Origin of the sequence: Vibrio wakamikoensis (assembly GCF_050337275.1) — a bacterium.
Taxonomy (GTDB): Bacteria; Pseudomonadota; Gammaproteobacteria; order Enterobacterales; family Vibrionaceae; genus Vibrio; species Vibrio chaetopteri.
Genome location: NZ_JAKJST010000017.1, coordinates 108042 through 134167 on the forward strand (window position 1 = coordinate 108042; position 26126 = coordinate 134167).

A 26126-nucleotide genomic window follows, 5' to 3' on the forward strand; every position below is an offset into this window, starting at 1 on the left:
CGGTATAGTACCTCTTTTGACAGAAAACAAATAGACGAGGGCGTTATGTCTTTCAGCGATGACAATTTGATCTGGGTCGATCTAGAGATGACTGGACTGGATCCTGAGACACACAAAATCATCGAGATCGCGAGCATTGTGACCGATAGCGAGTTGAATATCTTGGCTGAAGGACCGGTTATTGCCATCCATCAACCTGAAACGGAACTAGCGAAAATGGATGATTGGTGCACGAACACCCATACCGCAAGCGGGCTGGTGGCACGTGTTCAAACGAGTGAGCACAATGAAGAGAGCGCCATTCGTGAGACTATCGCGTTTTTGGAGAAGTGGGTGCCTAAGGGTAAGTCGCCTATTTGTGGTAATAGTATTGGTCAGGATCGCCGTTTCTTATACAAGCATATGCCTGAGCTTGAAGAGTACTTCCACTACCGTTACGTTGATGTCAGCACGATTAAAGAGCTGACTCGTCGTTGGAAACCGGAAGTTCTGGATGGTTTTTCCAAGCAGGGTACGCACCTAGCTTTGGATGACATTCGTGAGTCGATTGCCGAACTCAAGTACTACCGTGAAACTATTTTCACGATTTGATCGTTGAATACTTGTTAAAAACAAGGACTTTGGGCTGCGATAGAGAGAAGATTATCGAAAAATTGTGTGCTTTTTCATCAAACGAGAAAAAAGATCATTTTTTTACTGATAAGGACTTGCATCACAAAAAAATGCTCTTATAATTCGCAGCCCTGAACGACGAAAGACGTTCAATGCGACACTAGCTCAGTTGGTAGAGCGCAACCTTGCCAAGGTTGAGGTCACGAGTTCGAACCTCGTGTGTCGCTCCAAATAAATAGTTTTCATCGTACTTAACGGTGACACAATACGGACGCGGGGTGGAGCAGCTTGGTAGCTCGTCGGGCTCATAACCCGAAGGTCGTCGGTTCAAATCCGGCCCCCGCAACCAAATTTCATCAATAGCGTTTGCTGTTGATATGCGACACTAGCTCAGTTGGTAGAGCGCAACCTTGCCAAGGTTGAGGTCACGAGTTCGAACCTCGTGTGTCGCTCCACTTTTCTTCAAGGTGGAAAAKATAGTTTTCATCGTACTTAACGGTGACACAATACGGACGCGGGGTGGAGCAGCTTGGTAGCTCGTCGGGCTCATAACCCGAAGGTCGTCGGTTCAAATCCGGCCCCCGCAACCAAATTTAGTCAATAGCACTTGCTGTTGATATGCGACACTAGCTCAGTTGGTAGAGCGCAACCTTGCCAAGGTTGAGGTCACGAGTTCGAACCTCGTGTGTCGCTCCATTTTCCCCTAGAAATGGACAAAGACGCGGTCATCTCGTAGAGATAGCAAAGTTGAGAAACTTAGTCCCACTACCGCATGCTCTTTCCTAATGCTGAGAAGCATCACTCCCTAAAATTTAAAGCTAAATCATCGTCGATATCATTGGATTACATCGTCGAATTTTTTGCTGTGTACTCTATTTTCTACACGCCGCCAACGCAGTAGGTTATTGCCTTAGCTGAGGGTCAGTTACACTTAAATTAACAGAGTTATCCACATTGCTAAATTGTGGATAAGTTGGTTGATAAATTGTTTTTGAATAGGTATGAAGAGAATAAACTGAAAGATCTTTACATCAATACACACAGTCGACTCATGAGTCGAATGGCTTTAAGTTGTTGTTTTTTATCGGATATATCATTTTGTTTTTACTTTTTACTTGACAATAAAATGATCACCAAGTGACATTTATTTGATCCTAGTCATATATTCAATCTGTGTTTAACCTGTTTTCTCAACGACTAACAGTCGATGAAAATGTAGTTTTTCCACAAATTCAATTTTGGGATGTCAGTCAAGAAAATTAATTTGATTTTTCTGAGTCCATTGGCGACTAGGCATCACGAGGTAAGCCTTTCTGAACGATTCGAATCAAACGCTGGTTTTTGGATGTTAGTGTGTGATCTGAAAAGTTGGGCAATTGGCTTGTTTGTTGCTGAAGAGCCCAGTGTATATGTTCATCAAGCAGTACAGACTGGCCTTGCACTTGTTCTAGTGCATCGATGTAGCGCAGAGAATAGGGCGCATTACCGATTGCGATAATGATGTTGCGCTGCCACTGCTCATGCCCAATACGTCGAATAGCAGACCCTTCCATGTTCTTAAGAAATGTCGTTTCATCCCAATTAAGCAAAACACACAGATCGGTATCGTTGAAAGCCTGGCGCCTTTGAAAATCTGGTTGCTGGCCAAGTTCGGCAAAGCGATTCCACGGACAAACCAACTGACAATCATCACAGCCATAAATGCGATTCCCCATCGCTGCGCGAAGGGATTCGGGTATCACGCCTTTGTATTCAATCGTGAGATAGGAAATACAGCGTCTCGCATCGACAACACCATTTTCAAGTATGGCACCTGTTGGGCATGACGTGATACATGCGCTGCACTTACCACACTGATTCTCTAGCGGCGTATCAACAGGTAGCGGCAGATCGACAAACAGTTCACCAAGAAAAAACCAAGAGCCGGCGTTTTTATCTAGTAGAAGTGAGTGTTTACCTGTCCAACCCAGGCCAGCCTTTTCAGCAATAGGGCGCTCAAGCACAGGAGCAGAGTCGACAAAAGGTCGGTAGCCTAGCTCCGAGACTTCTTTCTCGATTCGCTGTCCAAGCTTTTTGAGTTGATTGCGAATCAACTTATGATAGTCGCGACCTAACGCATAGCGGCTAATGTAACCCGCATGCTGGTTTTCTAAATTGGATGCAAAGCCTGCTTCTTCAGGAAGGTAATCCATACGAACGCTAATGATGCGACAGGTATTAGGGTGTAGCTTGTCGGGATGGATGCGTAGGTCTTGGTGAGTTTCCATCCAAGCCATGTCGCCGTGATAACCCGCTTCTAACCACTGCTTGAGTATCGCCTCTTGATCGAGAAGATCGATATCACTGATACCAGCCTTCTGAAAACCGAGTTCTTGTGCCCAAACTTTAATGTCGCTGGCCAGCTTGTCTAAGTCCATCACGATTACCCAAGTAGAAAAGGACGCGTATTCTATACTCAAATGCAATGCGACCCAAGTATGAACGCTAAAAAAGCGTGGATCCACTTGGCCAGAAAAGCGTCTCATTGCTTTGTATAAACTTTCGACGACTATTTTGTACTTTCACAGTAGGGATAAATTGAAAATAATGGTAAATTTTCTGATTACTTACAGAAGATCACTTGTCTGTGAAAAGCGACACAGTTTACTATTTCGGCTCTCAAAGGCACCACTCAGAGAAAAATGTGATGAGTACTAAAAAATTTTCCTTAGCAGATGAATCAGCAACGATTTTAATTGGAACTAAACTAGCAAATCTTTGTTCAAAACAAACAACAATCTATTTGCACGGTGACCTTGGAGCGGGGAAAACCACCTTTAGTCGCGGCTTTATTCAAAGTCTTGGCCATCAAGGCAACGTAAAAAGCCCAACTTATACCTTGGTTGAACCGTACCAACTTGAAGGATGGAACGTCTATCATTTTGATTTGTATCGTTTAGCGGATCCAGAAGAGCTGGAGTTTATGGGTATTCGCGACTACTTCTCTGAAGATGCCATCTGCTTGGTAGAGTGGCCAGAGAAGGGGCAAGGCATTCTGCCTTCTGCTGATCTAGATATTGATATCCGGTACGTTGGAGACGCAAGGGAAATCGCCTTCACGGCAAATAGCGATTATGGAAAAGAGTTAATTAGTCAGTTGGAGTTAAATTGATCAGTCGTTTTCTTAGCAGCATGATGAAAATCATGCTGCCTTTGTGTTTACTGTTTCCTGCCGTCACTCTTGCTAATGCGCTAGAGGGTATTCGTGTTTGGCCTTCTCCGGATGAAACGCGCGTGGTGATCGACCTCAAGTCCGAAGCGGATTACAGTTATTTCTCATTGAGTGGTCCCTCGCGAATTGTCGTTGACCTTAAAAACACCTCGCTAAACACAAAACTACCTATCGGCGTATCTGATAGCCCCGTGTTGAGTAAGATCCGCAAGAGCTCACCTCCTAACAAAGGTACTTATCGCCTCGTGTTTGAGTTAAAGAAGTCCGCGACTCCACAGCTTTTTAAGCTCAATCCTACTCCAGGTGGTCAGTACGGCCATCGATTGGTGATTGACCTGCCACATGGCAAAGCAACCAGTCAAGCGACATCGAGTACACCGAAGAGCAAAACGGAGGTCAGCCGTGATGCTTCCCAGCTACGGGGTAATGCCGATATTGTTGTGGCAATTGATGCCGGCCACGGCGGTGAAGATCCAGGCTCAATTGGCCCGACTAAGAAATACGAAAAACACGTTACATTGAGCGTGTCGAAAAAGCTGGCAGCTCAAATTAATGCGATTCCAGGAATGAAGGCAGTATTAACCCGTAGCGGTGACTACTTTGTTAACCTCAACAAGCGCTCCAACATCGCTCGTAAGAATGGTGCGCACCTTTTGGTCTCTGTTCACGCTGATGCATTTAGAACGCCGCAGCCTCGTGGTGGCTCTGTGTTTGTATTGAACACACGCCGTGCAAATACTGAAATTGCCCGCTGGGTTGAGAATCATGAACAGCAATCGGAACTGCTTGGTGGCGCGGGAGAAGTGCTCGCTAAAAACACTAACGATAGAAACGTAAGCCAAACGCTACTCGATTTGCAGTTTAGCCATTCACAAAAAGAAGGCTATAAGGTTGCAACCAAGATCCTCAAAGAGATGGGTAAGGTCGCACACCTACATAAGAAAGAGCCAGTGAATGCCAGTCTTGCGGTATTGAAGTCGCCAGATATTCCGTCCGTGTTAGTCGAAACGGGCTTTATTTCTAACCCAAGCGAAGAGCGTCTACTAACGACAAGAAGTCACCAAGACAAATTAGCGCGCGCGTTGGCAAAAGCGATTGTTCAATACTTCGAAGCGAACCCACCAGAAGGCACCTTATTTGCTAATCGTGGTCAGCAGCGTAAGCACACCGTGAAACGTGGCGAATCTTTATCGGTGATTGCTCAGAAATATGGCTCGTCGGTTTCGGCTATTAAGAGTGCGAACAGCCTTAAAAGTACGTCTCTGGCTGTGGGCCAGACCTTGGTTATTCCGGGAAATAGTGCCCCGATTCAAGTGAGCTCTAAAGTAAACACGGTAGAAACCAAGACGCTTACACACACCGTGGTCAAAGGTGACTACTTAGGGAAAGTGGCGAGTAAATACAAAGTGTCGGTGGCGGATATTAAGCGTGAGAACCGCTTAAAATCGGACGTACTTAAGTTGGGTCAAAAGCTGAAGATAACCGTCAGCTTAAAAGATCTGCCTCTGCGTAAGCACAAAGTTCAGCGCGGAGAGTACCTAGGCAAAATTGCCTCTCGATATGGCGTGAGCGTCAGTAGTATTCGTGAAGCTAACAAGCTGCGCTCTGATTCACTTGCAGTGGGGCAAGTGCTGCTGATCCCGCACAAGTGATGGATGTTCAAATTGATGGATTCGGAGAAGCGTTGTGACGATTAAGATCTTACCTGCAAGATTGGCGAACCAAATCGCCGCAGGTGAAGTGGTTGAGAGGCCAGCGTCCGTAGTCAAAGAGCTGGTTGAAAATAGCCTAGACTCAGGTGCCACTCGTATCGATATTGATATCGAAAAGGGGGGCGCCAAGCTTATCCGTGTTCGAGATAACGGTAAGGGCATTCCTAAAGACGAGTTGCAATTGGCGTTAAGCCGACATGCGACGTCGAAAATTCATACCCTTGATGACCTAGAAGCCATCATGAGTTTGGGCTTTCGTGGTGAGGCGCTGGCGAGTATTAGCTCGGTAGCAAGACTCACACTGACGTCTCGTCCTGCAACTCAAGAACAAGCTTGGAGTGCATACGCGGAAGGACGCGACATGGCGGTGAAGCTAAACCCTGCTGCCCATCCGATTGGTACCACGCTTGAAGTGTTGGATCTGTTTTTTAATACCCCAGCACGCCGTAAGTTTTTGCGAACAGAAAAGACGGAGTTTAATCATATTGATGAGCTGTTGAAGCGTATCGCGCTGAGCCGCTTTGACGTGTCGATCAATCTCAAACACAACGGCAAACTGGTGCGTCAGTACCGCGCAGCGAAAACAGAACCTCAGTTAGAAAAACGCATAGCCGCAGTATGTGGAGCCGGGTTTGTTCGTCATATGCTTAAAATTGAGCTTGAGCACAATGACCTTAAGCTGCATGGCTGGATCACTACGCCAGAAGGCGCACGCGCGCAGAGTGATCTGCAATACTGTTATGTGAATGGTCGTATGATGAAGGATAAGCTCATCAACCACGCAATTCGCCAGAGCTATGAGAACAGTTTGGCAGCCGATCAGTACGCAGCGTATATCTTGTTTATCGATATCGACCCACATCAGGTTGACGTGAATGTGCACCCAGCCAAACACGAGGTGCGTTTTCATCAAGCAAGATTAGTGCATGACTTTATTTATCAGGCGCTGAGCGACGCACTGGTGCAAGCGAAATCCATTGATGCGCCGGTGACGTCTAACTCGGCATTCAGTCATGTTGAGCCGATAACTGCGTCAGACCAAGTCGAATCAGCTTCTTCTTATGTGCCTACTGAAATGACACAAGCGCAGCCGCCAGTGTCTTCGGCGACTTCTGGTGGTGCGAGTGTGTCCGAGTCATTGATACATGCGGTGGAGAGCATCCCCGCTTATCCGGGACGTGCTGATTATCATTCACCAAATACACGTTCAACAAATACGGATTCACCAAGTACTCTTTCGCCAAGTACTCAGTCAGCAAGCGAGCGCACTCAACGTGAATACAGTGAGCCGAATGGCTCTTCCCACAGAGTAGAAGAGCCATACGCTCGTAATGAATGGAACTCGAGTCGAAAAGCTAGTGCATCGAAAGCCAAGCCGCAAGCACAAGAAGCGGCGCCGACGGCAGAAGAAGTTCGCGTGTACCAAGAGCTGATGCAAACACCCGATATAGTAGAGCCGGAAGCGGGAATAGCGGAGGTCTCGCCACTCAAGCAAGATGCCGCCCCTGTATCGATTGAGATTGAGCGCATTGGTAAAGCAATCACTATGGTGGATGCGACATACGTATTGGTGAAAGCAGAGCCGTGCTGCGCACTGGTGTCATTGCGCAGGGCGGAGTTTTATAAGCTGTTTGCTCAGTTGGATCCGAAAGGTCAGCCACTGAGAATGCAGCCACTGCTCGTTCCGCTTTCGCTAAAAGTCAGCGACATGCAGCAGCAAGTTGCTACAGCGCAGCGAGATCTCTTGCTCAGCTTTGGTATCGATCTTGCTGTTCGCAATAAGCAAGCGCTCATGGTGATGGGAGTACCAGCACCGCTCAGGCAGCAAAATTTGCAATTGTTAATTGATGAAATGCTGTCATACTTGGCGACCCTTGAGCAGCAAGACCTTAGCCCGAGCCGTTTGAGCTTATGGCTAACGAAAAAAGTGCTGCAAGTGAAAAGTAGCTACACTTTATCTGAATCTGTTCAGTTACTCGGTAATCTTGAGCAGCTTTACGACGGTACGCTACCTTTGAGCGATCCTAAATTTGTCCGCCCTGTCGATTTTACGGCCACAATTGCAGCGTTTTCATCATGAGCCAACAATTACCCCTAGTTCTGTTTTTAATGGGTCCTACCGCTTCTGGTAAGACTGAGTTAGCGATACGTCTTCGTCAGCAATATCCAGTTGAGATTATCAGTGTAGACTCTGCGCTTATCTATAAAGGCATGGATATTGGTACGGCTAAGCCCGATGCCGAAGAGCTCGCATTGGCGCCGCACAGACTGATTGATATTCTCGATCCCGCCGAGTCCTACTCTGCGGCTGACTTTCGTCGTGATGCACTGAATGAAATCGCTAAGATTCACGCAGAAGGTAAGATCCCGCTGCTAGTGGGTGGCACTATGCTCTATTTCAAAGCTTTGCTTCAAGGCTTGTCGCCACTACCAGCCGCCAATCCAGAGATCCGAGCACAAATTGAAAAAGAGTCACAGGAGAAGGGCTGGCAAGTACTCCATAATGAACTAAAACAGATAGATCCTGTCTCAGCAGAGAGGATTCATCCAAATGATCCACAGCGTCTATCACGTGCGCTAGAGGTGTATCGAATCTCTGGTAAGTCATTGACAGAATTGACTGAGACTAAGGGTGAACCACTGCCATTTCGCGTTAAACAATTTGCGGTAGCGCCCAAAGATCGCGCTTTGTTACACAAACGGATTGAATTGCGCTTCGAGAAAATGATACAAGCAGGCTTTGAAGATGAAGTCAAAGCGTTATATGCTCGTGAAGATCTTCACCCAGATCTGCCGTCGATCCGTTGTGTCGGCTACAGACAGATGTGGGAGTACTTAGATGGCGAGAGCACGTTAGATGATGCGATTTTCCGTGGAATCTGCGCGACTCGACAATTGGCCAAGCGACAAATCACCTGGTTAAGGAGTTGGGATGATTTGGTTTGGCTTGATAGCGAACACATTGAGGATTCAATGAAAACTCTCACAGACGCCATAGCATCTGATGGTATTAACTGTGTATAATGTGGGCGCTTTTGCGTAGAAATACCCAAAAAGGAACTGAGTTTTGTTTTCAAAGACGATTGTTGTTCTATGATTATAAAACTAAGGGGTATTTCATTGGTTTAGCTCAGATGCAAAGGCAGCACCAAATTGCAGTGCACCAATAGCTAAATAATTAAAACTACAATACTAATATAAGGAAAATAAAAATGGCTAAGGGGCAATCTCTTCAAGACCCATTCCTAAATGCACTACGTCGCGAGCGTATCCCAGTTTCTATCTACCTAGTGAATGGCATCAAGCTACAAGGTCAGATTGAATCGTTTGATCAGTTTGTGATCCTTCTGAAAAATACTGTAAACCAAATGGTTTACAAGCATGCGATTTCAACGGTTGTTCCAGCCCGTGCTGTTAGCCATCACAGTGGTGAGCGTACTGGCGGCGACCGTCAACAAGAGAAATCTGAAGATTAATAATAAATCCCTTAAAAACAGATATTTAAATAGGAGTTGGTCGCTTGTTTGACCGTTATGAATCGGGTGAGCAGGCTGTACTTGTTCATATCAACTTCACGCAAGAAGGTGAGTGGGAAGATCTCAGCGAATTTGAAATGCTGGTTTCTTCTGCAGGCGTTAACGCGTTGCAAACAGTAACGGGTAGCCGACAATCCCCTCACCCTAAGTACTACGTAGGGGAAGGCAAAGCGCAAGAAATCGCACAAACGGTGCAATTAACCGGTGCGGATATTGTGATTTTTAATCACGCCCTTTCCCCTGCCCAAGAGCGTAACCTTGAAAGTCTGTGTAAATGTCGAGTGTTGGATCGTACCGGTCTGATCCTCGACATTTTTGCCCAACGCGCCCGTACCCACGAAGGTAAGTTGCAAGTTGAGCTAGCACAGCTTCGTCATATCTCGACTCGATTGATCCGAGGTTGGACGCACCTTGAAAGGCAGAAAGGTGGTATCGGTCTGCGCGGTCCCGGCGAAACACAGCTGGAGACTGACCGTCGATTGTTGCGTGATCGTATCAAAGCGATATTGCGTCGCTTGGAGAAGGTTGCTAAGCAACGTGAGCAGGGCAGACGTGCAAGAAGTAGAGCCGAAATCCCAACGATTTCCCTGGTGGGCTACACCAATGCGGGCAAATCTACGCTATTTAACCGCATTACTGAAGCTGGGGTGTACGCAGCTGATCAGCTATTCGCAACCCTAGATCCCACACTAAGAAAGATTGAATTGGCGGACGTAGGTTCGGCAATTTTAGCGGACACGGTCGGATTTATCCGTCATCTTCCGCATGATCTCGTCGCAGCATTTAAGGCAACCTTGCAAGAAACGCAGGAAGCTGACATTTTGTTACATGTTGTCGATGCCAGTGACGAGCGTTTTCGTGAGAATATTCAAGCTGTTCATGACGTGCTAGAAGAAATTGATGCCCATGAGGTACCAACTCTCGTCGTAATGAACAAGATAGATAATCTAGATGGCCAGCGTCCACGTATAGAACGTGATGATGAAGGTATTCCGAGAACCGTTTGGGTCTCTGCAATGGAAGGGCAAGGCATCGAACTGTTGTTCGACGCGCTCACAGAGCGTTTAGCAAGCCAAATGGTTCAGTACCAGCTGCGAATTCCACCCCAGTATCAAGGGCGTTTTCGGAGCACATTTTTCCAGATGAATTGTATTCAACAAGAAGAGTATGATTCTGAAGGTAACTTGTTGATTGATATTCGGATGCAACAAGTAGATTGGTCTAGACTTGAAAAAAGAGAAGGGGCAGTTTTGAGTGGCTTTATAGTTACTTAAAGGACTGCTACAGTATAACGTCATACTAAATGATGGAGCTTCCTAATGGCGTGGAATGAGCCTGGTAATAATAATGGAAATAACGGCCGCGACAAGGACCCTTGGGGGAACAACAATCGTGGAGACCGTAATCAAGGCGACCGAAATAACGGTGGTCGTGATCAAGGACCGCCTGATTTAGATGAAGTCTTTAATAAGCTGAGTCAAAAAATCGGTGGTAAATTTGGCAAGCGTGGTGGTGGCGGTAGCCCATCCATTGGCGGCGGCGGCAGTGCAATTGGCTTCGGCGTGATTGTATTGATCGCAGTGGTCATTTGGTTCTTTTCCGGCTTCTACACCATTAGCGAAGGTGAGCGTGGCGTCGTGCTTCGCTTAGGCAAGTTTGACCGCATTGTTGATCCGGGTCTGAACTGGCGTCCTCGCTTTATTGATGAGTATGAACCGGTGAACGTTCAGGCGATTCGCTCTTTGCGCGCCTCTGGTACGATGCTGACAAAAGACGAGAACGTAGTGTCTGTCTCTATGGATGTTCAATACCGCGTTTCTGATCCGTACAAATACTTATTTGTGGTCACTAATGCAGACGATAGCTTGAGCCAGGCAACTGACTCTGCGCTTCGTGCAGTAATCGGTGATTCTCTAATGGATAGTATTCTGACCAGCGGCCGTCAGCAAATCCGTCAGAGCACACAAGAAACATTGAACGAAATCATCGACAACTACGACATGGGTTTGTCTATCGTAGACGTCAACTTCCAGTCGGCGCGTCCGCCTGAGCAAGTTAAAGATGCGTTTGATGACGCTATCGCAGCGCGTGAGGATGAAGAGCGTTTCATCCGTGAAGCAGAAGCGTACAAAAACGAAATCATTCCTAAAGCGACAGGTCGTTCTGAGCGTTTGAAGAAAGAAGCGCAAGGTTACTCTGAACGCATCACTAACGAAGCGCTAGGTCAAGTGGCTCAGTTTGAGAAACTGCTACCTGAATACCAAGCGGCCCCAGAAGTAACGCGTAACCGTCTATACCTCGACACAATGGAAGAGGTTTATTCGAATACGTCTAAGGTGTTGATTGACTCTGAGTCGAGCGGCAACCTTTTGTACCTGCCAATTGATAAGTTAGCGGGCCAAGAGGGAGCTTCTAGCAGTCGTAAGCCAAAGGAAACGTCGGTTTATGAAGAGATTCAACTAGATCCTTCAACTACTACTTCTTCATCAAATGACAATTCGTCTCGTAACAACTCGACTCGTCAAGGGAGATACTAATAATGCGTAAATTGATGATACCAGTATTAGTCGTTGCCTTAGCATTGATGCTGATGTCTTTGTTCGTGATCCCTGAGGGTGAGCGTGGCATCGTAATTCGATTTGGTCGTGTTCTTGCTGATGATAACCAGGTTTCTCGTATTTACGAGCCAGGTCTGCATTTCAAGATGCCATTGTTTGACCGCGTGAAAACACTAGACGCGCGTATTCAAACAATGGATGGACGCGGTGACCGTTTCGTTACGTCTGAGAAAAAAGACGTAATCATTAACACCTATGTTAAGTGGAAGATTGAAGATTTCCGTCAATACTACCTAGCAACGGGTGGCGGTGACGCACTAACAGCAGAAGCGCTTCTTGAGCGTAAAGTGACGGACGTACTTCGTTCTGAAATCGGTGCGCGTGAGATTAAACAAATCGTTTCTGGTCCTCGTAACACCGATGTACTTCCTGAGAGTGCAGACAGTGAAGAAGTGACAACAGAAGCGGCTCGCCAAGCACTAGAAATTGATGGTGAACGTGACAAAGTCATGAGTAACGTATTGAACGATACACGTGATAGTGCCATGACCGATTTAGGTGTTCGAGTGGTGGATTTCCGAATCAAGAAAATCAACCTACCTGATGAAATCAGTGAGTCGATCTACCGTCGTATGCGTGCAGAGCGTGAGTCAGTTGCTCGTAAGCACCGCTCGCAAGGTCGTGAGAAGGCTGAGGTTATTCGTGCACAAGCGGAACTAGAAGTGGCAACACTGCTAGCAGAAGCTGACAGAACCGCACGTGTAACACGAGGTGGCGCCGATGCAGAAGCTGCGGCTATCTACTCTGGCGCTTACAGCAAAGATCCTGAGTTCTTTAGCTTCTTACGCTCGCTATCTGCGTACAAGACGTCTTTTGCGGACAAGAGCGATATCCTCGTTCTGGATCCTAAGAGCGAGTTCTTCCGTTACATGAATGACATGAACGGCGCACCAGCGGCGAAATAAGAGTTTAATAAACCGTATAATAGGGCTCCTTAGGGAGCCCTATCTTTTTGGAGAATAAACATGTCTCAATCATTATGGGTCGCACTAGGTTTGGTTTTGATTGTTGAGGGACTTGGGCCGTTATTAGCACCAAAAGGATGGCGTAATATGGTGTTACAGCTTGCCCAGCAGCCCGACGAGCAAATTCGCAGAGTCGGTGGCTGTCTTGTCGTTGCAGGGGCAGTGATCACGATAATGCTGCTAAACTAGTCGCAAACATTGACTTTTTATTAATCAGCATCAGCTACTTATCCTTGTGTGCCCGCTTTATGCTTAAAAAATGACTGCATAAATGTGATTTCGGTGCTAGAATCCTTTTTTAACTAGCAATCAGATTGGAAAGATGGGAAATAACGTAGTCGTTCTGGGCACCCAATGGGGTGACGAAGGTAAAGGTAAAATCGTAGACCTTTTAACTGAAGATGCAAAATACGTGGTTCGCTACCAAGGCGGTCACAATGCAGGCCACACTCTAGTCATTGACGGTGAAAAAACCGTTCTTCATTTGATTCCATCAGGTATTCTTCGCGACAACATTAAGTGCGTTATCGGTAACGGTGTTGTTCTATCTCCTGAAGCATTAATTAAAGAAATGAAGCCTCTAGAAGAGCGCGGCATTCCAGTACGTGAACGTCTTTTCGTTTCTGAAGCTTGTCCTCTAATTCTTCCTTACCACATCGCTATCGACCAAGCGCGTGAAATCGCTCGTGGCAAGAAAGCGATCGGTACGACTGGTCGTGGTATCGGTCCTGCGTACGAAGACAAAGTTGCTCGTCGCGGCCTACGTGTTGGCGACCTGTTCGACAAAGAAGTGTTCGCAGAGAAACTAAAAGAAGTGATGGAGTTCCATAACTTCCAACTAGAGCACTTCTACAAAGCTGAGACTGTTAGCTACGAAGATGTACTAGAGCAATGCATGGGTTATGCAGATCTACTCACTTCAATGGTTATCGACGTTACTGACGAACTTGACGCAGCGCGCAAGCGTGGCGATAAGATCATGTTCGAAGGTGCTCAAGGTACACTTCTTGATATTGACCACGGTACTTACCCGTACGTAACGTCTTCTAACACTACTGCAGGTGGTGTTGCGGCAGGTTCTGGCTTCGGTCCTCGTCACATCGGTTACATCCTTGGTATTACTAAGGCGTACTGTACTCGTGTAGGTTCAGGTCCATTCCCGACAGAACTTTACGACGGTGTAGACAAGCAAGACCCAATCGGTAAGCACCTAGGTACCGTTGGTCACGAGTTCGGCGCAACGACTGGTCGTCTGCGTCGTACTGGTTGGTTCGATGCAGTGGCAATGCGCCGCGCAATCCAAATCAACTCACTCTCTGGTTTCTGTCTAACTAAGCTAGACGTGCTAGATGGTCTAGAAGAGCTAAAAATCTGTACCGGTTACAAGATGAAAGATGGCTCTATCCTAGAAGTATCGCCAATGGCTGCTGAGTCATTTGAACAAGCGACACCTATCTACGAAACAATGCCAGGTTGGTCTGAGACAACATTTGGTGCAACGTCTATCGAGCAGCTTCCTCAAGCGGCACTAGACTACATCAAGCGCATTGAAGATCTAACGGGCGTACCAGTAGACATCATTTCTACCGGCCCAGACCGTAACGAGACAATTATCAAGGTTCACCCATTCGAATCTTAATCGGTCTCCAAAGACAGCTAAGCCAGCGATAATTCGCTGGCTTTTTTTTACCTGTTATTTAGCTTCTCACACTTCATACTGTGATCTTGTGCCAAGTATTTGACGGCTTTGCCTATGCATAGAAGAAAAGTGGCAAAATATTGCCGTTTTTTCTAAAGCGTGGCGGACGTCTGCCGATAAAAATGAGACCATTGATGAGTTTTGTACAATGGACGGACGTTGAGCATGAGGAGCAGGAAAAAGTGATAAAGCGACACAAACTGGCAGCACTTGTTTGCATGGCGCTACTTGGCTCTGTGAAGTCGGTGCAGAGCAAGGAGCTTGGCGCCCCGATCCCCATTTACTCAGAAGACGAACTGATTGGTTTAATTGAAGAAAACCGCCACCTTGCTCGTGTCAAAGAAGACAACTGCCAGTTGGTTGAAGATATCATGGCACGCGCCACGCGCATCAGCTTACCGTCTTATGAATTCCTTTACGGTGATATGTTGGCTTGGGGTGTTTGTGTGCCTCAAGATGTTGAGCTTGGCCTCTACTATATGGAAAATGCCGCTCATCAAGGCTTACCTGTTGCGCTTGAGCAACTAGGTCGATACTACTCAAAAGGTACCTTTGTACAGCAGGACAAAGAACGTGCTATCCCGTATTTTCGTGAAGCGGCCTCTATGGGCAACATCGACGCCCGCATCCAATTAGCCGAGCTTCTGCTGCGAGATTACGGCAGTCCACTTGACTACGAAGACGCCTATCGTTGGCTGTACAACTCAGTCACACCAGATGGTCGCAAACACAAACGTATTTCCATGTTAAGACGCGGCCTTGAGCTGCGTATGCCGGAAAATATCATTGCTCGCGCTAAGCGTCGCACGGCCTTTTGGTAATCTGAGCCCATCATCTATCTGATGAATTAGATACAGAAAGCTAAAGCAATTCTGTAGCTTATCTGCTCCGTCAGTTATAATCGACCTATCCCTCCTAAAATATAGGTCTGACGATGTCGAAAAAGCCTAGCGATATAAAAGTAGACGACCCTTTTGCTGCAAGAGAGTCGGAGAACTACGAAAACCCCATCCCAAGCCGAGAATTCATCTCTGACTTCCTAGAAAGCGTTAATGTCCCAATGAACAGAAACGATCTGTTTGAAGCTTTGGGTCTGTCTGGTGAAGAGCAATATGAAGGCTTGCGTCGTCGACTGCGTGCGATGGAGCGAGACGGCCAGTTGGTGTTTACTCGACGTCAATGCTATGCCCTGCCTGATAAGCTCGAAATGATCAAAGGCTATGTGATTGGTCATAAAGACGGCCACGGCTGGGTTCGACCTGAAGGGAGCATGAATAAAGACAATGATGTGCTGTTGCCACATCATCAAATGCGCACCTTGCTACACGGCGATTTCGTATTGGTTCAACCATCGGGTACCGATAAACGTGGTCGAAAAGAAGGTCGTTTGGTTCGCGTGCTTGAGGAGCGCAAGACACAGGTGGTCGGTCGTTTCTTCATGGAATACGGTTATGCCTATGTTGTGGCGGATGATTCCCGAATCAGCCAAGATATCCTGATCCCTAATGAGCGCCGAGGCGGTGCACGTATGGGCAATGTGGTCGTGGTTGAAGTGACCGATCGCGGAAGTCGCTCCCGTGGCATGATGGGACAAGTGGTAGAAGTACTTGGTGAGAATATGGCGCCGGGTATGGAAACGCAGATTGCCATTCGCACTCATCAAATTCCTCATGAGTGGCCTGAAGAAGTCGAAAAGCAAGTGAAGCAGTTCGGCGAGTTTGTGCCTGAAGAGGCCAAAGAGGGGCGCGTTGATCTGCGTGACCTGCCCCTTGTCACCATCGATGGTGAAGACGCGCGAGACTTTGACGATGCGGTTTACTGTGAGCGCAAGAAAAGCGGTGGCTGGCGCTTGTGGGTAGCGATTGCGGATGTCAGCTACTATGTCCGCCCAAACACGCCACTCGACAAAGAAGCTATCGTACGGGGTAACTCGGTCTACTTCCCATCTCAGGTCGTGCCTATGCTTCCTGAAGTACTGTCCAATGGCCTTTGTTCACTCAACCCACAGGTGGAGCGCTTGTGTATGGTGTGTGAAATGACCATCTCTGATACAGGTAAGTTGTCGGGCTACAAACATTACGAAGCGGTAATGAACTCTCATGCGCGTCTTACTTACAACAAGGTGAGTGATATTTTAGAGGGTAACGAAGAGCTACGTGAGCGCTATAGCGCCGTGGTTCCTCATCTTCATGAGCTGCACAACATGTATCAAGTACTTAAGCGTGCACGTGATAATCGTGGTGCGATTGAGTTTGAGACCGTTGAAACTAAGTTTATTTTCAATGCCGATCGTAAGATCGACCGCATTGAGCCTGTGGTTCGCAATGACGCTCACAAGATCATCGAAGAATGTATGATTCTGGCGAACATTGCTTCTGCTTCCTTAGTAGAGAAGGCCAAAGAGCCGTCGCTATATCGAGTGCACGAAACTCCGGGTGAAGAGAGACTGCAAGGCTTTAGAGATTTCCTAAGTGAGCTAGGCCTGGACTTATCTGGTGGTCTTGAGCCATCGCCGACCGACTATGCTGAGCTTATTAAAAAGATTGGTGAGCGCCAGGATAAAGAGCTGATTCAAACTATGCTGCTGCGTTCTATGAAGCAGGCAGTTTACAACGCGGACAATGCGGGGCACTTTGGTTTGGCGCTAAAACGCTATGCGCACTTTACTTCACCAATTCGTCGTTACCCAGATTTGCTGTTGCACCGTGCAATCAAGTACCTTATTGCAAAACAAGAAGGTCGTAATACCGACCGCTGGACACCAACGGGTGGCTACCACTACTCGTTTGACGATATGGATTACTACGGCGAGCAATGTTCGATGACCGAGCGTCGCGCCGACGACGCAACCCGAGATGTGGCAGACTGGCTCAAGTGTGAGTACATGCAAGACCACGTCGGCGAAGAGCTTGATGGTGTAATTGCCAACGTGACTGGCTTTGGTTTCTTTGTGCGCTTAACAGAGCTGCACATCGATGGCTTGGTACATATTTCATCACTGGCAAATGACTACTATCAATTTGACCCTATTGGTCAGAGACTTATCGGGGAAAGCTTTGGTGCTATCTACAGACTTGGTGATGCTGTTAAGGTTAAAGTGCTATCAGTAAACCTCGATGACAAAAAGATAGACTTTGAATTAGTCGAAACAAGTCGTAAGCTACGCGGCAAAGGAAAGACCGCGAAAAAACGTATGGCTGAAGCTGAGAAGAAAAAAGCCAAAGCGAAACAGCGAGTCGCAGAGGTCAGAGGCAAGCGCAGCCCGAAAGCAGCGAAGCCGATGGTCGAAGCCACAAAACGCCCAGATGGACAGGAAGAGGATGTACTTCCTCACAAACGTAATAAGTCCAAAGCAACCAAATCTCGCAATAACAAAGCGCGCCAAAACAAGGCTCGTGTCAAAGCGAAGAAGAAATAACGAATTCAGGATTATTCCATGAGTAATGAATTTATCTACGGTATCCACGCGATCAAAGCGGTTCTTGAAAAAGATCCAGTGCGCTTTGTGGAAGCCTATGTACTAAAAGGGCGTCAAGACGATCGCTTGATGCCGCTGTTGAACGAACTCAACCAAATTGGTGTGTCGATTCAGCAAATGAACCGAAAAACGTTAGATGACAAAGCCAGCGGTGCCAATCACCAAGGCATTATCGCTAAGGTAAAACCGGCGAAGCAGCTCAATGAAAACGATCTCGATGATGTACTAGCGCAGCATGAACAGCCGCTATTGCTTATCCTAGACGGTGTGACTGACCCGCATAACCTTGGTGCATGCTTGCGCAACGCAGATGCAGCCGGTGTGGCGGCGGTGATTGTACCGAAAGACCGCTCTGCACCCATGACTGCGACGGTCAGCAAGGTAGCATGTGGCGCAGCAGAGACAGTACCACTTATCCGTGTCACTAATTTGGCGCGTACTATGCGTGCGCTGCAAGAGAAAGGTATCTGGATTGTGGGCACAGCAGGTGAAGCAACACATGATATCTATCAAGCGAAGCTGTCTGGCTCTCTAGCTGTTGTAATGGGTGCAGAAGGTGACGGTATGCGTCGTCTAACGCGTGAAACCTGTGACGACCTAATCAAGATCCCTATGGCGGGCGCAGTGTCGAGCCTAAACGTGTCAGTGGCATCGGGTATTTGTTTGTTTGAAGCGGTTCGTCAACGCGCGCTCTAGGTATTTAGCTCGAAGATGTCATTCCTGCGCAGGCAGGAATCTACTGAAGGCGGTAAGTAGACCCCTGCCTGCGCAGGGGTGACGACAAACTAGTCAAGATTCTGAAAAATAAGAGGTATTTACTAATGAAATATCAATAGTGGGGAGGCGGTGTCTCTTCCGATGGATCCGCTAAGTTTGAGGTATCCATGTTTTTCACTTTGCCAACCACATATTTCATCTGATCCTGCATCTTGCTGATGAGTAGCTGCTGTTGAGTCAGCGCATCGTTAAGCTCTTCGATAGTTTGCTCTTGGAAGGCCATTTTGCATTCCATATCGTTAATTCTCTCTTCGAGAGCTTGAATCTCTTTATTACTCATAAGGTCACTCACTAATTTTCCAAGCTTGGATAACGCCAGCTGACGAGGCAGAAAGCACGCGCTGGTTGCTCTCAAAGGCGGCATCATACACTACTCCCCGTGGTGGGCGAACATCTTTTAGCAGTTCCACTTCGTAGCCTTCCAGCCTTTTACCCGTTTCGGTATTCCATACCATGAGTCGAGAGGAAGGGGAACCGGTGACAAGTCGCTTACCATCATCAGAAAATCGTGCTGAAGAGAAAATAAGTTGGCGCGTCCAAGTACTTAATTCACTGACTTTATCGCCAGTTTGCAAATCCCAAATAATTGCATCATTACCGGTATCTGAGGTTAGGGCGTAGCGGCCATCACGCTGCAGTTCGACAGTGCCGACTCGTTGTGAATGCTCAAACCTTTGTAATATTTGCCCAGACTCGGTACTCCAAAAATAGCCATTATGATCATTTCCCCCCGAAAGCGCGTATTTTCCGTTCGGTGATAAAGCAACAGAATTGACTTTTTCAACATGGGCAAGGAACTCTAGCCGCCTTCCGGTGACTAAATCGATGAATATTGCTTTACCGTTGCTAAGGCCGATTAATACTTCGTCTCCGCTGTTACCTAAGGCAATGTCTTGGATAAGCCCGTCAGCGACAGACCAAAGGCCGGTTGATTGTGACCAAGCCAAATCCCAAATCGCAAAGTTGGTTTGGGTCGCGGTGATGGCAAAGCGGCCATTATCGCTAAAGCGGATGAGGGAAATAATGTTCTCGTCGGGATCTTGAATACCTAAGCGAGATAGGATTTTATTTTGCTCGAGATCCCAAAGCTGAAGGTGTTGCTGCTTGGAATAGAGTAAAGCAAATCGGGCGTCGCGACTAAGCGCAATGGCGGTTGAGCCCTCTAGGGCGAGTTCCCAGCGCTGTTCTGATTCGGTGGAGAATAAGCAGCCATTTAACAAGCCGATGACAATTAGCCACAGCACAGAATGAGATATTATTCGCATCATTACTGTTATTCCACGTTGAGTATTGAGTTTAAGCTAGTATATTTATAGCTTGAGCTAATAGGAAATAGTTACTAGATTTAGTTAGTTACGCATAACTATTGAACAAGTTTTTATAGTATGGCTAGGTATTAAGTCTACAAGAAGTCCATCATTGGAGAAATAAATGAAATCACTATTTAAAGTGTCGCTGCTTGCTGCGACAGTTATGTTGGCAGTCGGTTGTCAAAAAGAAGAAGAACCAAAAGTAGAGCCAGCAGCGCAAGAGCAAGTTCAAGCTGAGACAGGCAAAGCGGTTCACTTTAAAACAGAAGATGACAAAGCAGCTTACGCTATTGGTGTTTCTTTCGCGAACTACCTAAGCACGAGTATTGAGAAACCAGCTGAGTTTGGTATCGAACTGAAAAAAGAGCTGGTTCTTAAAGGTATTGAGCAAGCATTCGCTGGTAATGCTGAGCTAAGCGAAGACGAAATTCGCGCAGCGCTGGAAGGTCTAGACAAGCGTGTTGCTGAAACCATGCAGCAGCAAGCGGTTGAGAAAGCAGCGGCAGCAATGAAAGCCGGTGACGACTTCCGTGCTGAGTTTGCTAAACAAGAAGGTGTGACAGCAACTGAGTCTGGTCTCCTTTACCAAGTAGAAACTGAAGGCACTGGTGAGCAACCAAAAGACACGGATACTGTTCAAGTGCACTACAAGGGTACTTTGATTGACGGTACTCAGTTTGACAGCTCTTACGACCGTGGTGAGCCTGCAACATTCCCTCTTAACCGCGTGATCCCAGGTTGGACTGAGGGTGTTCAGCTAATGAAAGTCGGTTCTAAGTACAAGTTTGTTATCCCGCCACAGCTAGCATACGGTGAGCAAGATACTCCGACTATCCCTGCGAACTCAACGCTAGTATTCGAAGTTGAACTTCTAAAAATTGAAGGCGATGATACTCAAGCAACTCAGTAATGTTTGATTAGTCTCGGAAAAAAGCTCACTTCGGTGAGCTTTTTTTATGGTGGTTTACCGTCCAAGTTGGGATTGAAGCGATAAAAAAACGCACTTTTTTTGCCCTAAATCACTAGTTCGCGACATACATAGGGTAGCGCTCAAATTTTCTGATAAACTTACGTTAATTTTTTTAAAGCATTTTTTCTTTATCTTTAGGGTCCAATGACTGTGACTGAAATTACCAACCCAGATGAGCTGCTCGAAATGGAGTCCGTCGATGTGGCGCCATTCAGTGAGCACGATAAAATCATCTTACAATCCTATGAAGCGGTGGTAGATGGGCTTGCGAGCTTGATCGGACCGTTCTGTGAAATTGTTTTGCACTCGCTGGAGTCTTTAAATACTTCTGCTGTGAAAATTGCCAATGGTGAAAACACCGGCCGACAGGTTGGCTCACCTATCACAGATTTGGCACTAAAAATGTTGAAAGACATTGAAGGTTCAGAGCGCAATTTCTCCCGCTCTTACTTTACTCGCGCGAAAGGCGGCGTATTGATGAAGTCGATCACTATCGCGATTCGCAATGGTGATAATCGTGTGATAGGGCTTTTGTGTATCAACGTCAACCTCGATGCCCCGTTCTCCCAGATCCTACAATCGTTCATGCCAACGCAAGAAGCAAAAGACGCCGCATCATCGGTTAACTTTGCTAGCGATGTAGAAGAGCTGGTTGACCAAACAGTTGAACGCACCATCGAAGATATCAATGCTGATAAGTCGGTGTCGAACAACACCAAGAACCGCCAGATAGTGATGGAGCTGTATGATAAGGGCATCTTTGATATTAAAGATGCGATTAACCGCGTTGCCGATAGACTGAATATCTCTAAGCATACGGTTTACCTGTACATTCGTCAGCGTAAAACCGAGGACGAGTAATTGTCTGCTTTGACTTACAGTCTAGTGGTAAATGGTTCCGTGTACGGAAGCCAGTCGGCGCGTAATGCTTACCAATTTGCCAACGCGCTGATTGCCAAAGGGCACAAGCTTGTCAGTGTCTTTTTTTATCAAGATGGCGTTAACAATGCTTCGCGACTAACAGTACCTGCTAACGATGAGTTCGATTTGGTCTCTGCCTGGCAAGTGCTCGCTACAGAGCATGGTGTTCGTTTAGAAACTTGCGTTGCCGCTTCATTGCGCCGTGGCGTGTTAGGGAGCGATGAGGCGTCGCAGCATCAGCGAGATGCCGACAACTTAGCGACCGGTTTCGAGCAAGCTGGGCTAGGTAGTCTTGCCAGTGCGATGCTCACTCAAGATAGGGTGGTGCAGTTTTGACGACATTAGCTTTTGTATTTAACTCACTACCGCATGCGAGTTCGGCTGGTCGTGAAGGGCTGGATGCGCTTCTCGCAACGTCTGCGTTTACTGAAGACATCAAAGTGTTCTTTGTCGGCGATGGTGTGAATCAACTGCGCAAAGGGCAGGAGACTCAGTCTATTCTATCTAGAGACTACATCAGCGCATTCAAACTGATGGATCTTTACGACATTGAGCAAGTGTTTATCTGTGAGCAAAGCATGCAGCGTTATCGCTTAGTAGAAGAAGATCTGCTTATCTCTGCTCAGGTTATCTCAGCATCCGCGATTGCTGATGAACTCAATCAGTGTCATAAAGTATTAACCTTCTAGGATTACCATGCTGCACATTATTAAAAGCGAAGCAGGCTTCCAACAGGCCAGAACATACCTGAAAAAAGGGGATGACGTCCTTTTTGTCGAGAGTGCGTGCTATCTTGCAACAAGCTGCCTAGAAACAAGCGTAGATACGACTCAAGATTGGCAGTGCTACTTTCTAGAACCAGACATGGATGCGCGTGGCCTGGTTAAAAATGATGATGGGTCTTTGCAAGTGGCCGATTTTAAAGGCTTTGTAGAGCTCACGGAACGTCACATCGCCAGTACGACTTGGGATTAATCCGCCTTCTTATGTCTTAGTCATCGATACTGAGGCACGCATATTCCAAAAAAGATCTGTATATTTCTTGACACACCTCTCACTGCTGCATAGAATTTTGCGTCCCTAATTGCCATTGGTGATTGGGGCTAGATTTTTCACAAAGCTTACTTTCAAGTAAATCAGGAGCTAGTTAATGGCAACTATTAACCAGTTGGTACGTAAGCCTCGTGCAAAGCAAGTTGTTAAAAGCAACGTGCCTGCACTAGAAGCGTGCCCACAAAAACGTGGTGTATGTACTCGTGTTTACACTACTACACCAAAAAAACCTAACTCAGCACTTCGTAAAGTATGTCGTGTTCGTCTAACGAACGGCTTCGAAGTAACTTCGTACATCGGCGGTGAAGGTCACAACCTTCAAGAGCACTCAGTTGTTCTAATCCGTGGCGGTCGTGTTAAAGACCTTCCGGGTGTACGTTACCACACTGTTCGCGGCGCACTTGACTGTGCTGGCGTAAATGACCGTAAACAAGGTCGTTCTAAGTACGGTGTGAAGCGTCCTAAGTCTTAATGCCCTTCTTTTTTAAAGAGAAGCGTTAAGTAAGGCCAAACACTAAAATTAAAATTTTAATTTTTGAAGAAACTGTAAAGTTTTGGATAACCTGAAGAATAAGACAACGGAGAAATTCCATGCCACGTCGTCGCGTAATTGGTCAGCGTAAGATCCTTCCAGATCCAAAGTTCAAATCTGAGCTGCTGGCAAAATTTGTAAACATCGTAATGGTTGACGGTAAGAAATCAACTGCTGAAAAAATCGTTTACGGTGCACTAGAAACTATGGCTGAGAAGTCTGGCAAAGACCACTTAGCTGTATTTGAAGAAGCTCTTGAAAATGTTCGCCCAGCGGTAGAGGTTAAATCTCGCCGTGTAGGTGGTTCAACTTACCAAGTACCTGTAGAAGTTCGTCCGGTTCGCCGTAACGCACTTGCTATGCGTTGGTTGGTTGAAGCTGCGCGTAAGCGTGGTGAAAAATCTATGGCTCAACGCCTAGCTGCTGAAATGCTAGACGCGTCTGAGAACAAAGGTACTGCGGTTAAGAAACGTGAAGACGTTCACCGCATGGCTGACGCTAACAAAGCGTTTGCTCATTACCGCTGGTAATACCTTTTCAGTGCTGCGAGGTTCTCTCGCAGCACTTTTCTATACTCTAAGGTTAACCTTAGTAAGAGGATACAATCGTGGCTCGTAAAACTCCTATTGAGCGCTATCGTAATATCGGTATCGTTGCTCACGTAGATGCAGGTAAAACAACCACAAGTGAGCGTATTCTGTTCTACACTGGCCTTTCTCACAAAATCGGCGAAGTTCACGATGGTGCTGCAACCATGGACTGGATGGAGCAGGAGCAAGAGCGTGGTATCACTATCACATCTGCTGCGACTACTACCTTCTGGCGTGGTATGGAAGCACAATTCCAAGATCATCGCGTAAACATCATTGATACCCCTGGACACGTTGACTTTACTATCGAAGTAGAGCGTTCTTTGCGTGTGCTTGATGGTGCAGTGGTTGTATTCTGTGGCTCATCAGGTGTTGAACCTCAGTCTGAAACTGTATGGCGTCAAGCTGATAAATATCACGTTCCACGTATGGTATTTGTGAACAAGATGGACCGTGCAGGCGCAGACTTCCTACGCGTTGTGGACCAAATTAAAGATCGTCTTGGTGCGAACCCAATTCCAATCCAATTAAACATTGGTGCAGAAGATGAGTTCAAAGGTGTCATCGACCTTATCAAGATGAAAGCAATCAACTGGAATGATGCCGATCAAGGCATGACCTTCACTTACGAAGATATTCCAGCGGAACTGCAAGATGAAGCTGAAGAGTGGCGCAACAACATGGTTGAAGCCGCTGCAGAAGCAAGCGAAGAGTTGATGGATAAATACCTTGAAGAAGGCGAACTAACGGAAGCTGAAATCAAGGCGGGTCTACGTGCTCGTACACTAAATAATGAAATTGTGCTCGCAACATGTGGTAGTGCATTTAAGAACAAAGGTGTGCAAGCGGTACTAGACGCGGTTATCGAATATCTTCCTTCTCCAGTAGACGTACCTGCGATTAAAGGTATCGACGATGATGAGAATGAAGTGGAGCGTCACGCTGACGACAACGAACCGTTCGCTGCACTTGCATTTAAGATTGCAACCGACCCGTTTGTAGGCACCCTCGCGTTTATGCGCGTTTATTCAGGTGTCGTAAACTCGGGTGATGCCGTTTATAACTCAGTGAAGCAAAAGCGTGAACGCTTTGGCCGTATCGTTCAAATGCACTCAAATAAGCGCGAAGAAGTAAAAGAAGTTCGTGCGGGTGACATTGCAGCAGCGATTGGTCTGAAAGACGTAACAACAGGTGATACCCTATGTGACCAGAACCACAAAGTGATTCTTGAGCGCATGGAGTTCCCTGAGCCAGTTATTCAGATCGCGGTAGAGCCTCGCTCTCAAGCTGACCAAGAGAAAATGGGTATTGCGCTAGGTAAACTGGCAGCAGAAGACCCGTCGTTCCGTGTGGAAACCGATGACGAAACTGGCCAAACGCTAATTTCAGGTATGGGTGAGCTTCACCTAGACATCATCGTAGACCGTATGAAGCGTGAATTCAGTGTTGATTGTAACGTGGGTAAACCTCAGGTTGCGTACCGTGAAACTATTCGCGGCAGCACAGAAGTTGAAGGCAAATTTGTTCGCCAATCAGGTGGTCGTGGTCAATATGGTCACGTATGGCTTAAGCTTGAGCCGTCTGAAGCGGGTGAAGGGTTTGTGTTCGTTGACGAGATCGTGGGTGGTGTGGTTCCTAAGGAATACATCAGCTCGGTATCGAAAGGTATCGAAGAGCAGATGAACAACGGTGTACTTGCTGGCTATCCTGTACTGGATATCAAAGCGACACTGTATGATGGCTCTTACCATGATGTCGACTCTAGCGAGATGGCGTTTAAGATCGCCGGCTCGATGGCCTTCAGAAAAGGTGCGCTTGAAGCACAACCTGTTCTGCTTGAGCCAATGATGAAGGTTGAAGTAACTACTCCAGAAGATTGGATGGGTGATGTTGTTGGTGACCTTAACCGTCGCCGCGGCATGATCGAAGGTATGGATGACGGCCACGCAGGCCTTAAGATCATCCGTGCACAAGTACCGCTCTCTGAGATGTTTGGTTACGCAACTGACTTGCGTAGTGCGACCCAAGGTCGCGCATCATATTCTATGGAATTTAGCGAGTATGCTGAGACTCCAAAGAATGTGGCTGATGCGATTATTGCACAGCGCAGCTAATCAGCTATTGTTTAGTAATGAATCTGTT

Annotated in this window: 25 protein-coding genes and 5 tRNA genes; 27 read left to right on the forward strand and 3 right to left on the reverse strand. The window is 46.9% G+C overall.

All coding sequences use genetic code 11. From position 1 onward, the window contains the following. Positions 1-45 precede the first annotated feature (45 nt). The 6 genes from orn to L4C42_RS08895 all read left to right on the forward strand — a co-directional run bounded on the left by orn (position 46) and on the right by L4C42_RS08895 (position 1308). Entirely contained in the window at positions 46-591 is a 546-nt protein-coding gene (gene orn, locus L4C42_RS08870; protein WP_353497286.1) for an oligoribonuclease, read from the forward strand. 175 nt (positions 592-766) lie between these two features. Beyond that, positions 767-842 (forward strand) — tRNA-Gly (locus L4C42_RS08875). Positions 843-884: 42 nt separating this feature from the next. Then, positions 885-961: transfer RNA gene (locus L4C42_RS08880), tRNA-Met, on the forward strand. A gap of 30 nt (positions 962-991) precedes the next feature. Continuing rightward, a tRNA-Gly gene (locus tag L4C42_RS08885) sits at positions 992-1067 on the forward strand. A 58-nt stretch (positions 1068-1125) separates the two neighbouring features. Continuing rightward, positions 1126-1202: transfer RNA gene (locus L4C42_RS08890), tRNA-Met, on the forward strand. A gap of 30 nt (positions 1203-1232) precedes the next feature. Beyond that, a tRNA-Gly gene (locus L4C42_RS08895) sits at positions 1233-1308 on the forward strand. A gap of 593 nt (positions 1309-1901) precedes the next feature. Here the strand turns inward: L4C42_RS08895 and queG are convergent. Beyond that, positions 1902-3029: a tRNA epoxyqueuosine(34) reductase QueG gene (gene queG / locus L4C42_RS08900; RefSeq protein ID WP_353497285.1), complete on the reverse strand. Its 1128-nt coding sequence runs from the start codon at positions 3027-3029 to the stop codon at positions 1902-1904. 269 nt (positions 3030-3298) lie between these two features. Here queG and tsaE point away from each other — a divergent pair, with 269 nt between their 5' ends. The 13 genes from tsaE to rlmB all read left to right on the forward strand — a co-directional run bounded on the left by tsaE (position 3299) and on the right by rlmB (position 18527). Then, positions 3299-3763 carry a tRNA (adenosine(37)-N6)-threonylcarbamoyltransferase complex ATPase subunit type 1 TsaE gene (gene tsaE / locus L4C42_RS08905; RefSeq protein ID WP_353497284.1) on the forward strand — a complete coding sequence of 155 codons (465 nt, stop codon included), beginning with the start codon at positions 3299-3301 and terminating at the stop codon, positions 3761-3763. Positions 3764-3783: 20 nt separating this feature from the next. Then, the gene (locus L4C42_RS08910; protein WP_353498740.1) at positions 3784-5475 is read left to right on the forward strand and encodes a LysM peptidoglycan-binding domain-containing protein; all 1692 of its coding nucleotides are present in this window, start codon (positions 3784-3786) and stop codon (positions 5473-5475) included. Between the two features lie 34 nt (positions 5476-5509). Next, entirely contained in the window at positions 5510-7615 is a 2106-nt protein-coding gene (mutL, locus tag L4C42_RS08915; protein WP_429760133.1) for a DNA mismatch repair endonuclease MutL, read from the forward strand. Beyond that, positions 7612-8559 carry a tRNA (adenosine(37)-N6)-dimethylallyltransferase MiaA gene (gene miaA / locus L4C42_RS08920; RefSeq protein WP_353497282.1) on the forward strand — a complete coding sequence of 316 codons (948 nt, stop codon included), beginning with the start codon at positions 7612-7614 and terminating at the stop codon, positions 8557-8559. The genes mutL and miaA overlap by 4 nt, the downstream gene beginning before the upstream one ends. Before the next feature lie 188 nt (positions 8560-8747). Beyond that, positions 8748-9011 (forward strand): RNA chaperone Hfq, encoded by a 264-nt coding sequence (gene hfq, locus L4C42_RS08925; protein ID WP_353497281.1) that lies wholly within the window; start codon positions 8748-8750, stop codon positions 9009-9011. 44 nt (positions 9012-9055) lie between these two features. After that, positions 9056-10345, forward strand: a complete 1290-nt coding sequence (gene hflX, locus L4C42_RS08930; RefSeq protein WP_353497280.1) for a ribosome rescue GTPase HflX — start codon at positions 9056-9058, stop codon at positions 10343-10345. 45 nt (positions 10346-10390) lie between these two features. Then, entirely contained in the window at positions 10391-11608 is a 1218-nt protein-coding gene (gene hflK, locus L4C42_RS08935) for an FtsH protease activity modulator HflK (RefSeq protein ID WP_353497279.1), read from the forward strand. A 2-nt stretch (positions 11609-11610) separates the two neighbouring features. Beyond that, a complete protein-coding gene (hflC, locus tag L4C42_RS08940; RefSeq protein ID WP_353497278.1) occupies positions 11611-12594 on the forward strand; it encodes a protease modulator HflC in 984 nt (327 codons plus the stop codon). A gap of 60 nt (positions 12595-12654) precedes the next feature. Next, positions 12655-12843: a DUF2065 domain-containing protein gene (locus tag L4C42_RS08945; protein WP_353497277.1), complete on the forward strand. Its 189-nt coding sequence runs from the start codon at positions 12655-12657 to the stop codon at positions 12841-12843. 133 nt (positions 12844-12976) lie between these two features. Then, positions 12977-14293, forward strand: a complete 1317-nt coding sequence (locus L4C42_RS08950) for an adenylosuccinate synthase (RefSeq protein WP_353497276.1) — start codon at positions 12977-12979, stop codon at positions 14291-14293. Positions 14294-14487: 194 nt separating this feature from the next. After that, positions 14488-15174: a flagellar protein MotX gene (gene motX / locus L4C42_RS08955; protein WP_418641785.1), complete on the forward strand. Its 687-nt coding sequence runs from the start codon at positions 14488-14490 to the stop codon at positions 15172-15174. A 113-nt stretch (positions 15175-15287) separates the two neighbouring features. Then, positions 15288-17771, forward strand: a complete 2484-nt coding sequence (rnr, locus tag L4C42_RS08960; RefSeq protein ID WP_429760137.1) for a ribonuclease R — start codon at positions 15288-15290, stop codon at positions 17769-17771. 18 nt (positions 17772-17789) lie between these two features. Continuing rightward, entirely contained in the window at positions 17790-18527 is a 738-nt protein-coding gene (gene rlmB / locus L4C42_RS08965; protein ID WP_042478943.1) for a 23S rRNA (guanosine(2251)-2'-O)-methyltransferase RlmB, read from the forward strand. 133 nt (positions 18528-18660) lie between these two features. On the opposite strand, the gene L4C42_RS08970 is transcribed toward rlmB, so the two are convergent. Continuing rightward, a complete protein-coding gene (locus tag L4C42_RS08970) occupies positions 18661-18888 on the reverse strand; it encodes a SlyX family protein (protein ID WP_042478959.1) in 228 nt (75 codons plus the stop codon). Positions 18889-18892: 4 nt separating this feature from the next. After that, positions 18893-19873 (reverse strand): WD40 repeat domain-containing protein, encoded by a 981-nt coding sequence (locus L4C42_RS08975; RefSeq protein WP_353498738.1) that lies wholly within the window; start codon positions 19871-19873, stop codon positions 18893-18895. Positions 19874-20039: 166 nt separating this feature from the next. Between L4C42_RS08975 and fkpA the strand changes: the two genes are divergently transcribed. The 8 genes from fkpA to fusA all read left to right on the forward strand — a co-directional run bounded on the left by fkpA (position 20040) and on the right by fusA (position 26098). Beyond that, complete coding sequence (fkpA, locus tag L4C42_RS08980; RefSeq protein ID WP_353497274.1) at positions 20040-20828, forward strand: FKBP-type peptidyl-prolyl cis-trans isomerase; 789 nt, start codon at positions 20040-20042, stop codon at positions 20826-20828. Between the two features lie 204 nt (positions 20829-21032). Continuing rightward, complete coding sequence (locus L4C42_RS08985; protein WP_042503248.1) at positions 21033-21749, forward strand: helix-turn-helix transcriptional regulator; 717 nt, start codon at positions 21033-21035, stop codon at positions 21747-21749. Beyond that, positions 21750-22145 carry a sulfurtransferase complex subunit TusD gene (tusD, locus tag L4C42_RS08990; RefSeq protein WP_353497273.1) on the forward strand — a complete coding sequence of 132 codons (396 nt, stop codon included), beginning with the start codon at positions 21750-21752 and terminating at the stop codon, positions 22143-22145. It abuts the gene before it with no gap. Beyond that, a complete protein-coding gene (gene tusC, locus L4C42_RS08995) occupies positions 22142-22498 on the forward strand; it encodes a sulfurtransferase complex subunit TusC (RefSeq protein WP_353497272.1) in 357 nt (118 codons plus the stop codon). Before tusD ends, tusC begins: the two co-directional genes overlap by 4 nt. Positions 22499-22505: 7 nt before the next feature. After that, the gene (gene tusB / locus L4C42_RS09000; RefSeq protein ID WP_353497271.1) at positions 22506-22784 is read left to right on the forward strand and encodes a sulfurtransferase complex subunit TusB; all 279 of its coding nucleotides are present in this window, start codon (positions 22506-22508) and stop codon (positions 22782-22784) included. Positions 22785-22959: 175 nt separating this feature from the next. Further along, complete coding sequence (gene rpsL, locus L4C42_RS09005) at positions 22960-23334, forward strand: 30S ribosomal protein S12 (protein WP_004399892.1); 375 nt, start codon at positions 22960-22962, stop codon at positions 23332-23334. 119 nt (positions 23335-23453) lie between these two features. Next, on the forward strand, positions 23454-23924 hold the full coding sequence (gene rpsG, locus L4C42_RS09010) for a 30S ribosomal protein S7 (protein ID WP_042478937.1): 471 nt from the start codon (positions 23454-23456) through the stop codon (positions 23922-23924). A gap of 77 nt (positions 23925-24001) precedes the next feature. Continuing rightward, on the forward strand, positions 24002-26098 hold the full coding sequence (gene fusA / locus L4C42_RS09015) for an elongation factor G (RefSeq protein WP_353497270.1): 2097 nt from the start codon (positions 24002-24004) through the stop codon (positions 26096-26098). The last annotated feature ends 28 nt before the right edge of the window (positions 26099-26126 follow it).

Bases quoted from the DNA above. Each gene is read 5' to 3' on its own strand.
- orn (WP_353497286.1), top strand. From the start codon at position 46: ATGTCTTTCAGCGATGACAATTTGATCTGGGTCGATCTAGAGATGACT.
- queG (WP_353497285.1), bottom strand. From the start codon at position 3,029: ATGGACTTAGACAAGCTGGCCAGCGACATTAAAGTTTGGGCACAAGAA.
- tsaE (WP_353497284.1), top strand. From the start codon at position 3,299: ATGAGTACTAAAAAATTTTCCTTAGCAGATGAATCAGCAACGATTTTA.
- L4C42_RS08910 (WP_353498740.1), top strand. From the start codon at position 3,784: ATGATGAAAATCATGCTGCCTTTGTGTTTACTGTTTCCTGCCGTCACT.
- miaA (WP_353497282.1), top strand. From the start codon at position 7,612: ATGAGCCAACAATTACCCCTAGTTCTGTTTTTAATGGGTCCTACCGCT.
- hfq (WP_353497281.1), top strand. From the start codon at position 8,748: ATGGCTAAGGGGCAATCTCTTCAAGACCCATTCCTAAATGCACTACGT.
- hflK (WP_353497279.1), top strand. From the start codon at position 10,391: ATGGCGTGGAATGAGCCTGGTAATAATAATGGAAATAACGGCCGCGAC.
- hflC (WP_353497278.1), top strand. From the start codon at position 11,611: ATGCGTAAATTGATGATACCAGTATTAGTCGTTGCCTTAGCATTGATG.
- L4C42_RS08945 (WP_353497277.1), top strand. From the start codon at position 12,655: ATGTCTCAATCATTATGGGTCGCACTAGGTTTGGTTTTGATTGTTGAG.
- L4C42_RS08950 (WP_353497276.1), top strand. From the start codon at position 12,977: ATGGGAAATAACGTAGTCGTTCTGGGCACCCAATGGGGTGACGAAGGT.
- motX (WP_418641785.1), top strand. From the start codon at position 14,488: ATGAGTTTTGTACAATGGACGGACGTTGAGCATGAGGAGCAGGAAAAA.
- rnr (WP_429760137.1), top strand. From the start codon at position 15,288: ATGTCGAAAAAGCCTAGCGATATAAAAGTAGACGACCCTTTTGCTGCA.
- rlmB (WP_042478943.1), top strand. From the start codon at position 17,790: ATGAGTAATGAATTTATCTACGGTATCCACGCGATCAAAGCGGTTCTT.
- L4C42_RS08970 (WP_042478959.1), bottom strand. From the start codon at position 18,888: ATGAGTAATAAAGAGATTCAAGCTCTCGAAGAGAGAATTAACGATATG.
- L4C42_RS08975 (WP_353498738.1), bottom strand. From the start codon at position 19,873: ATGCGAATAATATCTCATTCTGTGCTGTGGCTAATTGTCATCGGCTTG.
- fkpA (WP_353497274.1), top strand. From the start codon at position 20,040: ATGAAATCACTATTTAAAGTGTCGCTGCTTGCTGCGACAGTTATGTTG.
- L4C42_RS08985 (WP_042503248.1), top strand. From the start codon at position 21,033: ATGACTGTGACTGAAATTACCAACCCAGATGAGCTGCTCGAAATGGAG.
- tusB (WP_353497271.1), top strand. From the start codon at position 22,506: ATGCTGCACATTATTAAAAGCGAAGCAGGCTTCCAACAGGCCAGAACA.
- rpsL (WP_004399892.1), top strand. From the start codon at position 22,960: ATGGCAACTATTAACCAGTTGGTACGTAAGCCTCGTGCAAAGCAAGTT.
- rpsG (WP_042478937.1), top strand. From the start codon at position 23,454: ATGCCACGTCGTCGCGTAATTGGTCAGCGTAAGATCCTTCCAGATCCA.